Genomic DNA, 13,366 nt, shown 5'->3' with positions numbered 1-13,366 from the left:
GGATATCCGCAAACATTAGGATTCCAAGAGATTAAGAATAGCTTCATCAAATCCGGGATATGAAAACTTAAATCCTTTTTTTATAAGTCTTTCAGGGTAAACATTCCGGCTTTTTAAGAGCAGCTCGGTTTCTGTTTTCAGAAATAGGGAGGCTATTTCCAACTGCCAGACAGCAGCATTGAGTCCAAAAGGTGCTTTCAGTTCTTTTCTCAATTTTCTCATCATGGATTCATTAGAAACCGGTTCTGGAGCAGTGATATTAATGGTTCCTGAAATATTTTCATTTTGAATGATCCATTCTATTGCTTTGCAGAAATCATCAATATGAATCCAGCTTACCATTTGGTTTCCTCTCCCCTGCTTTCCTCCCAGCCCCAGTTTTGTAACCGTTTTCAATTTTGGGAAAGCGCCGCCATTATTCCCAAGAACAATAGAAGTACGGAGGGCAACTTTTCTTATTTCGGTATTTTTGATCTTAAAAAATTCCTGCTCCCAGCTTTTGCAGATATTCATAGAAAAATCATCTCCGATAATTCCGTTTTCTTCTGTATTCAGATGTTTTTCAGAGTGAACATAAATGGTTGCAGAGCTGGCATTCAGCCAGATTTTTGGTTTTCCAGAACACTGATCAACTGCTTTTTGCAAAATTTTTGTACTGTCAATTCTTGAAGAATAGATCTCCTGTTTATTTTTCTCGTGATACCTGCAGTCTACAGATTTTCCTGTAAGATTGATCAGAATATCTGCTTTTTCAAGAGTGTTTTTCCATTCGCCTATTGTTTTAGCATCCCAATAGATTTCGTTTTTACGCTGGGGGTTACGGGTAAGAATATACACCTCGTTTCCTTTTTCTGTAGAATATTTTTCAAGGTTTTCGCCGAGAAATCCGGTTCCTCCTGCTATGATTATTTTCATTGTTTTTAAATTTAAGGAATTAACCCACTGATTGCACAGATTTTCACAGATTTTTGTGGTAGGAGTTTTGTATTTGTGATTTTTTTATTTTTAGCTGATGTATTTTTTCGTTTTCACTTCAATTTCTGAGCCTTCTGCCAACATAACAGAAATGGGTTTCTGATGATTCAAGCACTCAAAATTATTTCCATAGATCTTTTGAAAATCGATTTCTAACTGGTGGTCTTTTATGGTATAAAATTCCCATTTTGGGTGGCATACTTCATATTCTGAAGTTGTATTTCTTTTTTAGTAAAGCCAAAATAATGTTCTGTAATGAATTCAAACTCTGAATTTTCTTCCATTGGCCTTGTTCTATTTTCTGCCATAATCTGAATAGAATACCAGCTTTTATCTTTCCATGAATAACGGATCAGTAGTTCATCTTCTTTCTCCTGAATCAGATTTTTCATCGGCATAGTGTGGTAATTTTCTTTGTATATACAGTTCGCCACCAGGCTTAATGCAGGTTTCGGAACAATTTCTTTGATAAATACCACCCCTCTTTTCCAAACTCCATTTTCTTTTTTCCTAACATAAAATCTTAGGTTCACTTCTTCAAAATTCCGGTGAAAAGGGATAGGTAATCCTAACAGTTTGGTATTTAAAAACATGAATCCTACCAGACTTACATAGCATTTGTCCTTATAAAAATCGAGTTCTGTACCTTTGGGTAGATATGCTGATAATAGATCAGGGTGGATCTCGTAATTGATTATGGCTAATTTTCGCCATTCTGCTTTTAAAAAGTTCATAATGATGTGTTTTTAGATTAAAAAATAGCAACCCCTTCCTTCATAGAAGATTCTGCAACGGTCTTTATCAACTCATTTCTTTCCAGTAGAAAATTTTTGAGATATCCGGTGAGAAAAATGGCATTAAATAGTCTTCCTATGACACCCAGTGGAGATTCAAATTCAAAAATATCTGTCATCAGCGTTTTCCCATTCACGGATTTAAAAATATGGCGGTGACGCATAGATTTGAAAGCTCCTTCCTGCATTACATCGATAAATTGAACAGGTTTTTCCATATTGACAATTTTTGTGGTCAGGGTCTGATAGATTCCCAGATGTTTTGCTCTCCAGGTGACCGTTTCATTTTCTTCAATCAATCCTGATGTACGTCCTGCAATGGCTTTTCATCAGTTTTTGAAGTTGACTGCTGATGAAGATCGATATTCCTTGCCAGGTCGAAGACATAGTGAATATCTGCATTGATTACGGTGTTTAAATAGATTCTTGACATTTTTAAAAGGTTTGTTTTTTGTTTAATTCTGGCAGCTTTTTGTCTATTCTTTCTGCAAGCTCTGGAAGTTTTATGGTAGGCACCGCAGGAAAAAGATGGTGCTCCATATGATAAAACATGCTGAAACTAAATTTATTCTTCCAGAATCCACGCTGTGTTCTGGCGATATCAGGATGCTCGTGGGTATCGTGATGAACAGTCCACACTGCAAAAAATGCCATCAGAAATTCACCAAAAATCATTATGAGGACGTGATACATCAGGAAATAAATTTGAAAATAAAACACTACTGCTATAAGAATGGCTATAGAGGCGAGCTCTAACATCATATTCTTCCGATAGGTTTTATTGGCTTTTTTAAAAGTGATCCAATGAATCAGAAACATATGTTTGGGTCCATATAGAATGGCTTGATACCATTTCATAGAGGCTGATTTACCTTCGTAATCTTCTTCTGAAAGGCAAAATTTATGATGTCTCAGGTGATTGAATTTTACAGCGTGAATAGAGGCCATCATGGTAAGGCTGTTAAGATATAAAGACAACCATGTCAACCTTTTTCCGGTTCCCAATGAATTGTGAAAGCCATTATGCACCTGTCTCAATGCAGCGAGGAAATAAAAACCTGAGAACGGCAATGCTAATCCATAGTATCCTTTATATGCTAAAAACAGGGAAATAAAAAGCCATGGCAGACTGATGTTATTTTCAATCAGTATTTCCTTTGGAGAGAGTTTTTTTAGGTCTTTCCACTTTATGGTTCTGATAATTTCAAGATGATTCATATCTTAATTTTTTAAATGGTTGTCAGGATGATGTTTGTAAGGTTCATATGTGTTGTAACAATCATAAACATATACCACTGCCATAACGGGACTATATAAAAGAGCTGCCATTAAAGCATATCCAAAAAAATCATTGAGATTTTTCTCTGTAAACAAAATCATTACAATAATCCAAACCGGCACTATTACAATTCCATACATGATATAGGACACCGACTTTTTTGTTCCAAGAAATAATTTGATCAGGAAGCTTATCAATTGTGGGATTCCTACTATAAAATAAAACAGAATGAATCCAGACAAACCACCTATTATAAAAGCCTGAGGACCAATTATTATAAAGAACAACTGAATATAATAATCATATTTTGTAAATGTCTTCATGGTAGGTATAGCTTAAAGTGATCCTTTTCCTCTGAAATAAATAATCAGGAATAAATGAATGATTAAATTTTTCATAATTATTATTAATTTAAAATTTTCAGTAATTTTTGAAATATAGTTTCAAATAAAAGACTAGTCTCTTTTTACGTGAAGAATTTCTACCAGATCCAGGTATCTTTTGTGTGAAATGATAGACAGCCTGTTCTTTATAAACTGTATTTTCAAATCTTCTAGACTCTCATTTTTTTTGATATAATGAAAGAGTTTTCCAAATTCGCTTCCAAAAAGTTTTGAAACCAGAATTTCAATATACCATTTTACACAAGTGAGTCTCCATGCTGTTTTGGGTTTTACAAATTCTACAATGATTATTTCTCCTTTTTCGTCAATAATCTTTGATAGTTTATCTGCAAAAATCTGTTTCTTATCTTCCTCTATCGTCTTTGTACCGTAAGAACACAATATAATATCCATAGAACGGTCCGGAATATGACTTGCAAAAAAATCATCCTGAATTTGTTTTACAAACAGTTTCTTTTTAAATGTTGAAGACAGTTTCAGATTCATTGCTGAAGAAAAATCCAGAGTGACAATTTCTGTATTTTCGTTATGCAGCTGAAGGAATTTTAAGTTTTCACCCTGCCCGCTCATCAGATCAAGAACTCTTTTATCTCCGTAACTTTTCACCTTTTGGACCGCCATTTTTCTGAACAGCCTGGTAAAGCCTAAAGATGCAATTTCATTGATATAGTATCTGGGTTGTATACGGTCAAAATATTGCTGCAGATCATTCATTTTCAGATTGTGTTTTTATAGATTGTAATACATGGCTTTGCATTTTATCGATGATATATCCGGACCATTTCTTCCAGTAACAGGTAGGTGCTATTTTGTAGCTGTATTTTGTTTTTGCTATTATTTTTGTTTTATTTTCTGACAGTTTGTCTAAAGTAATTTCACCATACTTCACGATAAAATAATCATGTAAATGCTTGGCATCAATTTCTTCATACGGTGTTATCTCTTTCATTGGAACAGTTTGATTTTCAAGAGAGAATTTTACTTTTTTATTTTCTATAAACTCGTAGATATTAAGTTGTAGTTCATCATTATTGGTCTGGCAGATATACCCTAATTTTCCGTTTTTATCTACTAGTTTTATATTCTTTGGATAGCTGACTCCTTTTTCAAACAGGATGAAATCAGGTGCATTGAAATTGATTTGTGTATTTAAAAGTTTCCATACTTTGTCGCTGGAAGAATTCACAATCATTTCTGTAGTGATAGTCTCCTCAATAGGTTTTGTATAGGTATCAAAAATATACGATGCCGGATTGATAAAAAGGATAAATACCATAACACTTCCCGTATGTCTTTTTTCATCAAGAACCCCAATAATAAAACCAATTGTAAAACCTACAAACATAGCAAAGCCAATAAATGGGATAGCCATAATAATGCAAATAGCTCCTTCTGTTCCGGCTGCTATCAAGATCACAGAGAAAATGACTAATCCTAATACTATTTTGAAGATGGTCTTCAGAACATTCATCAATCCAATTTTTTTAAAATACTTTACATATCCGATGATAAATCCAATAGAAACCGGAATGGTAAAGAACATTGTGAGTCCATACTCACCTTTGGAAACCAGAAAAAACCATACTGCAACAATTAAAACAACAGTCAGAAAGAGACTTAAATAGAGGTATTGTTTAAAAAAATTCTTCATGATATTATAAGTTTTATATTTTCAGTAATTTTTGAAAGTTAAATCGAAATAAAAAAGGATTTTCATCCAGATTTATTTTTTATTGTAGTTTATTCTTTTTCAGATAATCCTTCAGCGTATACCAGGTGGAAAATTCACATGTACCGTCATAAATGGTATCTGATTTCCCTTTATGATAGAAAATATACTTATCTCTTGTGGTACAGCCACCATCTTTAGGAATTTCCCTTATTCTATTTTCCGTTTTTACAAAATACGCCCATACTGCTTTATCTATAGGTTTCAAGATCCCGTTTTTTTGACGGAGAAAGTAATTTTTTCCTTTGTTAATGATGACAATTGAATCTTTATCCTGATGAAAACATCCTATAGATTGAAATACCAATTTTGCTTCCGAGTCTTTTAGATTTTCAAAAATTGATTTTTTATTTTTCTTTATTAAAAGATCAGGGTTGATACTTATTCTGTATGTTTTGGAATCATCTACTTTTATCTCTTTCTTTATTTCTTCTCCAAAAATACTTTCATAAACAAATGAATATTTTCCTTCTTTTAAACTATCCAACTTTATATTGGCATCTAAGAAAGGGACAAACTTTTCAGGTTCTAAAATTTTGAATATTTTATCGTCCTTATAGATTTCAATTTTATACAAATCATGACGCTTATTATCATACTGATCTGAATTTTCTATATGAATGTCAAAATTTGCATTCACATTTTTCTGACAGCTCATTGTCAGGCTTAAAAGACCTAATAAGAGAAGATTTTTCATTTCTAGGAAATTTATTTCAACAAATTAGTAATCTTTCCTACCAGCCAGTGATCATCACTTTTGATCGCCAGATCCATAATATTGTTGATTTTTCCGGTTACAGAACTGAAATCATTCATCAGCTTTATAAATTCCTGAGCTTCTTCTGAATCTTTATCTTCAATATTCTTCAGTTCTTCCAGGAAAGAAATTACTGGTTCTATTTCTCTTTTTCTGCGTTCTTTGGTAATTTGCTTGAAAAGATACCATACGTCTTTTTCTGCTACGAAATATTCTTTACGGTCGCCTTTTACAAATTCTTTTTTCACGATCCCCCAGTCTATCAGAGCACGAAGATTCATATTGGCATTCCCTCTTGAAATCTCCAACTGCTCCATTACCTCATCTGTAGAAAGTGGTCTGCCGGTTGCCAAAAGCAGTGCATGTACCTGTGCCATCGTACGGTTGATTCCCCAATTGGTAGCAAAGGTTCCCCAGGTCTGAATGTATTTTTCTTTTGCTTCTGAAAGTTGCATTTTCTATTTCTTTTAGATTTCTATAGCAAATGTAATTATATTTTTTGAATTTTCAATAATTTTTGAAAATTAATTTTAAAATAAAACAGACATCCCCAAGAATGCCTGTCTAGCTTTATAAAAAATTAAAATTTAAGGTTCTATATTGGTTGTTATTCCTTGATTCCAGTACTTTGCTTCCGGCATATAGTATAGATATACGTTGCTTGATTTTCCTGTATAAGTTCCTGCAAATTCTACTTTGAGATCCAGATTGATTGTTTTTGTTTCCTGCGAATCAAAATGTTCCCAGTATAAAACCAGATAGTTGTCAAAGATTTCATAATAAGAAACCTGTTTTTTATCAACCATATCTTTCAATAAAGCATTTTGAAGAGTCAATCCTGCAGGAATTCCAATTTTTGCAATTGTCATGGGAAGCTGTCCATTTATTTTGTTTTTAATGGTAATCGTCATTCTACTGGTCTCTCCTACTTTTGATATTCCGGATTTCAGTTTTGTTTCCATTGTAAGAGGAATATCTATACTTTCCGGTGCCTGAAGTGTATGGTATTGATATTCCAGCTTATAAGGTAATCCATTTTGAGTTGGATAATGAATATGAATACTATTTTCTCCTGTTTTATAAGCTGATGAAAGACTTATAATAGGCCGGGTCTGAGCTTTATTGATCGTGATGACCGGTTTTTCAGTTCCGTATAATTTTTCATTTTTAGAGAAAAACTCAGAAAGGGTTTGTATTGCCAGCGTTGTTGCCTGAGTAGAACCGAACCCATAATATCCATTGAAATTGATCAGCTGATCTGCTGCTTCGGCAATTTTCAATACATTGAGTTTTTCATCTTTCTGAAGCGCCATCATGTACAATGAAAGGGTTTCTGCTTCAGCAGAACGTCCCCAAGATCCTGTAAATGTAATTTTGGATTTTGCATTCTTTGCTTCATACTGCTGGTCCAGAATCTTCATCAGATCATCATATTCTTTTTGCTTTCCGAGGTTAGCGGCCGCATTGGCAAGCAAAGCCAGCTGATAAGTATCTTTTGTAGCCAAAGCTCTTTTCATTGTTACTTTAAAAGAATCTTCTATTTCACTTTTAAAGCCCAATTTGGACAAAGCATAGATAATGTACATATTTTTTGACCATAAATGTTCAGAAAAAGTATCTTTTGATTCATACCATCTTCTTACTTCAAATAAGCTGTTTGCATTCTTTTTGGATAAAATAAATGAAGAAATTCCCTGCATCAATTTAGCATCCGGATGCACGTATTTTTTTAAATCTGTAAATTCCAATAGAGCAAATGCAGAAAGTGCTAAGTCAGATTCAGCATCATTGAAATACCCGAATCCTCCATCTTTATTTTTATAACTTAACATTTTCTGGAATCCTTTCTTCAGGTTCTTAATGACCAGATTCTCTGTCGCAGTGTCGATTTTTTTACTTGACTTTAAGTAATCCAGAATAAAAAGATTAGGGTATACCGTTGAGGAAAGCTGCTCAAAACATCCATGAGGTTCTTTCTTCAGACTTTCAATATCCTCAAACATCTGCAAAGCAGTATTTTCAAATACATAATAGTAGGAAAGCAGACTTCCGTTGATGTATTCCGGAATATTGACTTTTATCTCTTCTGTTTTATTATTAATGATAGAATAGTGATGTGGAAATCCTTTCTCTTCTACTTTAAACGGAAGAATCATGGTTTCTCTGAAATCTCCTGATCTTACTGTAAACTGGATATCAGAATTCACCACCTCATCCGTTTGTATGGTAACAAATAACCTTCCTGACTCTAATGGTTTGAGGGTAATCAGACTATCAGCCTTTACCAGCTTTACATCGTTGGGAACAATCACATCCATGGTCATTTTGCGAATTTCCGGAGAGTTGTTTTTAATCACCACAGGAATAGTCATTTGATCCGTTCTGGTGAGATACTGTGGAATTTTAGCATCCATTGAAATAAGACTCTGTGCTGCATAGGTCGTTTCATCTATTCCTAAAAGTCCTGATGAAGAAATACCTTCTGTCATAATCCTAAAAGCAGAACTGGCATCTGAATTATAAAACTCCACTTTTGCTTTCCCATTTTTATCAGTTTCTACCACCGGATTCCAGTAAAGGGTTTCCCTGTAATCAAATCGGTAGGAGGTGTTTGTTGTTTTATATTCGGGATAGGCAAATTCTCTCGATGTGGCGTATGAGGTAAGTTTCCTATATGGGACTGCTTCTACAGCAATATAAGTTGCTGGAGTGATATCAAACTCGATTTTTGAGCTGTTGCTTCTCAACGAATTAATAATCACGACTCCATTTGCAGCTCTACTTCCATAAATTGCTGTGGCAGCAGCGTCTTTCAGAACGGTAATACTGCTGACATCATTGGGATTTATGGTGGTATTAAAGTTTTCTACAGGAACTCCATCAACAATAAATAATGGATTTTTATTGGTCATGGAGGCTTCTCCCCTTATTCTTATCTGTGCACCTGTTCCAGGCTGTCCGGTAGGTGTTATTATAAGTCCGGCAACTTTTCCGCTTAGTAATGAAGTTACATTTGGGTTTTGAATTTCCATTGATTGGATTATCGTTGTAGAAGCAACCGTTTTCATAGATTTATTCATATTATACCCTAAAACAACAACTTCTTCGACCCTTTGACTTCGAATGGTATCCGTTTTTGAATGGCCTAGTTTACTCAACCGTTCCAGATTGTTTCTGTTTTCAGTCTTTATTTCTTCTTTCTTTTCAGCTTCTTTTATAATTTCCTCTACATCTATGTTGCTAAATTTCTGCTTCGCCAAAGGATTAATATCAAGATTGTAGGATAAAATCCTGATTTCCACTTTATGTTTAGGCTGGAAAGATTTTGCAATGATCTTATAGGAATGATCTGCATCTAAATCTGAAAAATAAAATCTGCCATTTTCCGCCACAGCCTGCTTAAGAATCTTTTTGTCATCGGCATCTAGAAGGAAAACATCTGCTTTTACTGGTTTTTTGTTCTCATCTTCTACCACTCCGTAGATTGTGTTTTTCTTTTCGGGAAGGTATTTGTATTTATGTGTTTTGATAACTTCCGGGATAAGCTCAAAGTATCGGTAGCCATTCGTGAGCATAACAAGGTCTAAGCTTTTATCTGCTTTTTCTTCTTTTTTATCGAAATAAAACTGAGGTTTTTCAATTTTCCCTTTCAATTCGGAGTCCATCAGAAGCCAGGAGATGATGTTATTCTGCTTGTCATCAGCATACGTCCATAGTTTATCATCCACCACACTCAATCCGAGATTAGCAGAAATGGGTTTGTTGTTTTCATCAGTTGTTTCAATATCCAGAATTACTTTTTCTCTGGGCAGATAATGTTTTTTTATGGGCTTAACCTTTATATTCATTTGATCCACTTTATTGGTGAATACAATACGTTCTGCAAGAGGAATATTGTTTTCCAGCGCTGTAAATCTGCAGATTCCCACAGGAAAATCTTTCTCATCAATTTCCAATGAATTGCCCCCGATTTTTAACGAAAAATCTTTGCTGTACACCTCTTTTCCACGGAAAGTCCCTTTCAGCGTAATGGTTTTCTCCTGAGTTGAGGTGATGGTAACGTTCAGTTTTTTGTTTTCATTTTTAACATTTAAAACCAACCCTTCATTTTTTGCCACTGGTAAATTAAAAATCTGGGTTATATTTTCCGGCTTTACAACTTTTGCATAGTAGGTTTCTCCTTTTTTAGGGGTAAAACGGAAGCTTCCCATCCCAAAATTGTAGGCAGAAATTTCTTTTACTTTTTCATGATTTTGATTGTAAACTGCCAAAACAGCATCTACAGGTTTTTCAAACTCATCAAGAATTTTAAAAGCTATATTTTGCTCTATTCCATTAATAAAAGTTCCTCCCTCGGGTAAGAATTTCACATCCAGGTTATTCAGGACAATTGGGATATTTCTGGAAATAGATTCTGTAAATCCGTCAAAATTTACTTTAATGTTTAAAAGGGCGTCAGAGGATTTCAAAACTTCAGGAAGCTTAAAAATCAGTTGCTTTTTACCTTCTTTATCCGTAATCAATTTCCCTTCTGAAATGGTTTCTCCATCGTGCATTACTGTATAATCCGCTTCATAAAAAGGAATCGGAAGGTTGCTCAGGCTTCTCATTGAAAAATCGGCTGTGACCTCATCTCCCGGTCCATATCCTTTTTTAGGAAAATCAAGCTTCATTAAAATCCTTGGGGAAACAATTTTTTGCAGGGTAATTTCTTTTTCAAAGGTATTTTTACCTTCTTCATTCTGCATCCAATTGGTAAAAGCCCTGATTTTATAAATCCCGCCTTTCATGTCTTCATCAAAGTGGAAATAGCCTTGTGCATATCCATTGATAATTTCATATTTAAATTTTTTCAAAACACTTCCTGCCGGATCTATTATTTCGAAATTAACGATTCTGCTGTCTTCTGCCGGAAGATTACTGCTTCCTTTTACTACATACATTTTAAAATACATTCCTTCACCAGGTTTATAAAAAACGTGATTAGTCTGTATATAGGTTTTTTCTTTTTCAAAGTCCTGAAAAGGCTGCTGGGCTTTGAAGAAAACCGTTGAAAACAATAAGCTCAGCAAGGTTATATAGGATGATATAAGTTTGAAATTCATGTGTTAAAATTTGAGTGAAACAATACAGCCAAATGTTTTAAAAGAAGGAAGGTTGAAAAAATCCAGTCCTCTTCCGTTATCCATATCATAAAAATTCTGATTAGGATCTACTCCTTTGCCGGCCTGCCAAAGCATCAGATTATTCACATAAAAAGTAAGTTTAAGATTCTGTTTTCCATAGTTGATCGGAAAACTGGAAGAAAGTGAAATATTGCTGATTCTTATATAATCTGCCTTTTGAACATAGTTTTCCGCCACTCCCAGATAGCCATATCTCGTCCATCGGTTTTCCTGAACATTACGGCTGGGATCATAGAAATCTACAGGAATCTGGTTGACAGTTCCATTGGCCTGCACCCCCTGGAAAACATAATTTTTGATATTTCTTTCTTCACCCGAATCGAAAGAACGTCCGTAATAATCGAGAACAGCCTGAGTTCCGTTCCAGAGCTGTCCGCCTTTTTTCCATTCCCAATTGATGTCTAAAGAAAAGTTTTTATAAACAAAATTGTGATTGAATTTCATCACAAAATCCGGTGTAGGATCTGCAATAATTTTCATTCCGTCGGCCTTTTTGGGGAAACCATGTTCATCAATAATCAATTGCCCGGCAGCATTTCTTTCAAAATAGCTTCCCATCACAGCGCCCAAAACCTGGCCTTCCATCAATGTTTTATAAATGTCTTTAAATCCCGAAATGGCCAGATTCTGATATCCGGGAGCTATCCGGTCTACAATGTCTTTATATTTGAAAAAGGATATTTTGTGAATGCTGTAAAAGTCATATCCCATACGCAGGCGGTCATAGGTAAAATTGAATTCATATCCGCTGTAGGTATGGTCTGCAATATTTTTCAGTTTCAACTGACTGTTTTCAAAAACAGGAAAGATATCGTCCGTCGTTTTTTTGCTGAAATACTCTCCTTCAAGACTTATATTATAGCCAAAGTTCAACCTGGCACCTACTTTCCATTCTCTGGTATTGATATTGGATAAACTTCTGAAGGTTTCAACTTCCTGCACAGGAAAATATTGATTATAGTTTTCTGCAGTCAGCAAAGTTGTTGCATAGGAAGCGTAAGATCTTGTAATTTCCGGTTCCGAGCTTAATTGTGTGTAGCTTCCCAACAGTTTAAAGCTGTCATTATTCCAATTGAAAATGTCATTAAACTTTAAATATAAATTAGCTTTGGGAAGCCAGTAGTTATTTTTAAGGGAGGTATTCGATATATAAAATGAATTTCCAACATTAAAACCTGCTTCAAAATCAGAATCACGGATATCCATGTTATAATTAAAAATATGATCCTGTGAAGTTCTCTGATAGAGAGATTTCTGATGGGTTACACTATTATAAATATCTGATTTTCTATCGTTTAAAATAAAGTTCAGACTGAATGTATTTCTAAAGTCATAATCTCCCAACGTATAGGTCCCCAACACATTAGAATGATACAAATTATTATTTTGAGTCCTTTCATTAAGTAATCCGTTGCTGAAACCATACGTAGAAGCTTTATACTGGTCCCAGTTCCAGATGTTATTGTTTTCATAAGACTGACTAAGATTGAGTCTAAAATCTCCCCAGGCTTTAGCAGCGTTAAGACTCAACTGTTTTTGACGGTTCTTGAAACGGTATTTATTATCCTGTACAAAAAGGAATGAAGGGTTATCTGCGTATTTGCTATAAGATCGTTGTGAGCCGTTATTCAATAGTACACCTTGCTCATTTGAAAAAGAAACCGGCGTCAACAGTGAATTCTGATACACTCTGTTGAACAGCCCTATTCTATTGGTATTGGTTGCTTTATCTTCTTCATAATTAAAAGCAAGATTCACTGTATATCCACCAAAATTTGTATTCAGTTTTGCTTTTAATGTATTGGCAATATCAAACTGATCTATGAAATACATCTGGTTCTTTTGCTGACCTAAGTTTAATGAGAGGCGGATTTTTTCGTTATTGCCGTCTTTTATAAAAGCATTTACATTCAGTTGGTTATTGTATCCTACTGTTGTTTTAAAAAGGTTGTTATTATATTGTTGTGCGCGCGAAAGCCCATTCACCCAGGGAATCAATCTTCCGTTCTGATCATATTCATAGGCTAGTCCATTGAATCCTAATGTGGAAATATCCGGTCCAAAACTGAACATTTCATTTGTCTCAGGTCCTTTCCAGGCAAGGTTTCCGTTTTCAGATCTTCCCTGTACATATTTATTTTGAGTCCCAGGAATTGCATTTCTGCTTTTAATATCAAAAGATGTGGTAAAGCTTCCATTCAGCACCAATGTTTGCTGATTGATACTTTTTAAGCGGTAAATA

At 34.5% G+C, this 13,366-nt stretch carries 12 protein-coding genes; all 12 read right to left on the bottom strand.

Going from position 1 to position 13,366, the window contains the following annotated elements; genetic code table 11:
* Positions 1 to 15: 15 nt before the first annotated feature.
* The 12 genes from LF886_RS09050 to LF886_RS09000 all read right to left on the bottom strand — a co-directional run bounded on the left by LF886_RS09050 (position 16) and on the right by LF886_RS09000 (position 13,329).
* A complete protein-coding gene (locus LF886_RS09050; RefSeq protein WP_236853794.1) occupies positions 16 to 915 on the bottom strand; it encodes a TIGR01777 family oxidoreductase in 900 nt (299 codons plus the stop codon).
* 227 nt (positions 916 to 1,142) lie between these two features.
* A complete protein-coding gene (locus LF886_RS09045; protein WP_317207657.1) occupies positions 1,143 to 1,709 on the bottom strand; it encodes a DUF2071 domain-containing protein in 567 nt (188 codons plus the stop codon).
* Between the two features lie 17 nt (positions 1,710 to 1,726).
* Positions 1,727 to 2,068 (bottom strand): SRPBCC family protein, encoded by a 342-nt coding sequence (locus LF886_RS09040; RefSeq protein WP_317207656.1) that lies wholly within the window; start codon positions 2,066 to 2,068, stop codon positions 1,727 to 1,729.
* Entirely contained in the window at positions 2,065 to 2,202 is a 138-nt protein-coding gene (locus LF886_RS24010) for a hypothetical protein (RefSeq protein ID WP_317207655.1), read from the bottom strand. The genes LF886_RS09040 and LF886_RS24010 overlap by 4 nt, the downstream gene beginning before the upstream one ends.
* Before the next feature lie 2 nt (positions 2,203 to 2,204).
* Positions 2,205 to 2,987 (bottom strand): fatty acid desaturase family protein, encoded by a 783-nt coding sequence (locus tag LF886_RS09035; RefSeq protein ID WP_236853793.1) that lies wholly within the window; start codon positions 2,985 to 2,987, stop codon positions 2,205 to 2,207.
* A gap of 3 nt (positions 2,988 to 2,990) precedes the next feature.
* Positions 2,991 to 3,371, bottom strand: a complete 381-nt coding sequence (locus LF886_RS09030) for a hypothetical protein (protein WP_236853792.1) — start codon at positions 3,369 to 3,371, stop codon at positions 2,991 to 2,993.
* Between the two features lie 132 nt (positions 3,372 to 3,503).
* On the bottom strand, positions 3,504 to 4,166 hold the full coding sequence (locus LF886_RS09025) for a class I SAM-dependent methyltransferase (RefSeq protein WP_236853791.1): 663 nt from the start codon (positions 4,164 to 4,166) through the stop codon (positions 3,504 to 3,506).
* Positions 4,159 to 5,103, bottom strand: coding sequence for a hypothetical protein (locus tag LF886_RS09020; protein WP_236853790.1), 945 nt, complete (start codon positions 5,101 to 5,103; stop codon positions 4,159 to 4,161). The genes LF886_RS09025 and LF886_RS09020 overlap by 8 nt, the downstream gene beginning before the upstream one ends.
* Positions 5,104 to 5,182: 79 nt before the next feature.
* Positions 5,183 to 5,878 (bottom strand): hypothetical protein, encoded by a 696-nt coding sequence (locus LF886_RS09015; protein ID WP_236853789.1) that lies wholly within the window; start codon positions 5,876 to 5,878, stop codon positions 5,183 to 5,185.
* 11 nt (positions 5,879 to 5,889) lie between these two features.
* Positions 5,890 to 6,393: a GbsR/MarR family transcriptional regulator gene (locus LF886_RS09010; protein ID WP_103232512.1), complete on the bottom strand. Its 504-nt coding sequence runs from the start codon at positions 6,391 to 6,393 to the stop codon at positions 5,890 to 5,892.
* Between the two features lie 132 nt (positions 6,394 to 6,525).
* Positions 6,526 to 11,043 (bottom strand): TonB-dependent receptor plug domain-containing protein, encoded by a 4,518-nt coding sequence (locus LF886_RS09005; RefSeq protein ID WP_236853788.1) that lies wholly within the window; start codon positions 11,041 to 11,043, stop codon positions 6,526 to 6,528.
* A gap of 3 nt (positions 11,044 to 11,046) precedes the next feature.
* Positions 11,047 to 13,329: a hypothetical protein gene (locus tag LF886_RS09000; protein WP_236853787.1), complete on the bottom strand. Its 2,283-nt coding sequence runs from the start codon at positions 13,327 to 13,329 to the stop codon at positions 11,047 to 11,049.
* Positions 13,330 to 13,366: the final 37 nt, after the last annotated feature.

Source organism: Chryseobacterium sp. MEBOG07, from assembly GCF_021869745.1.
Taxonomy (GTDB): domain Bacteria; phylum Bacteroidota; class Bacteroidia; order Flavobacteriales; family Weeksellaceae; genus Chryseobacterium; species Chryseobacterium viscerum.
Note: the sequence above shows the minus strand (reverse complement) of the source record. Positions and strands in the feature narration are given on the sequence as shown.

What these genes read in the sequence shown, in the direction of transcription:
- LF886_RS09035 (WP_236853793.1), bottom strand. Translation starts at nt 2,987, where the DNA reads ATGAATCATCTTGAAATTATCAGAACCATAAAGTGGAAAGACCTAAAA.
- LF886_RS09030 (WP_236853792.1), bottom strand. Translation starts at nt 3,371, where the DNA reads ATGAAGACATTTACAAAATATGATTATTATATTCAGTTGTTCTTTATA.
- LF886_RS24010 (WP_317207655.1), bottom strand. Translation starts at nt 2,202, where the DNA reads ATGTCAAGAATCTATTTAAACACCGTAATCAATGCAGATATTCACTAT.
- LF886_RS09025 (WP_236853791.1), bottom strand. Translation starts at nt 4,166, where the DNA reads ATGAATGATCTGCAGCAATATTTTGACCGTATACAACCCAGATACTAT.
- LF886_RS09020 (WP_236853790.1), bottom strand. Translation starts at nt 5,103, where the DNA reads ATGAAGAATTTTTTTAAACAATACCTCTATTTAAGTCTCTTTCTGACT.
- LF886_RS09045 (WP_317207657.1), bottom strand. Translation starts at nt 1,709, where the DNA reads ATGAACTTTTTAAAAGCAGAATGGCGAAAATTAGCCATAATCAATTAC.
- LF886_RS09010 (WP_103232512.1), bottom strand. Translation starts at nt 6,393, where the DNA reads ATGCAACTTTCAGAAGCAAAAGAAAAATACATTCAGACCTGGGGAACC.
- LF886_RS09050 (WP_236853794.1), bottom strand. Translation starts at nt 915, where the DNA reads ATGAAAATAATCATAGCAGGAGGAACCGGATTTCTCGGCGAAAACCTT.
- LF886_RS09005 (WP_236853788.1), bottom strand. Translation starts at nt 11,043, where the DNA reads ATGAATTTCAAACTTATATCATCCTATATAACCTTGCTGAGCTTATTG.
- LF886_RS09015 (WP_236853789.1), bottom strand. Translation starts at nt 5,878, where the DNA reads ATGAAAAATCTTCTCTTATTAGGTCTTTTAAGCCTGACAATGAGCTGT.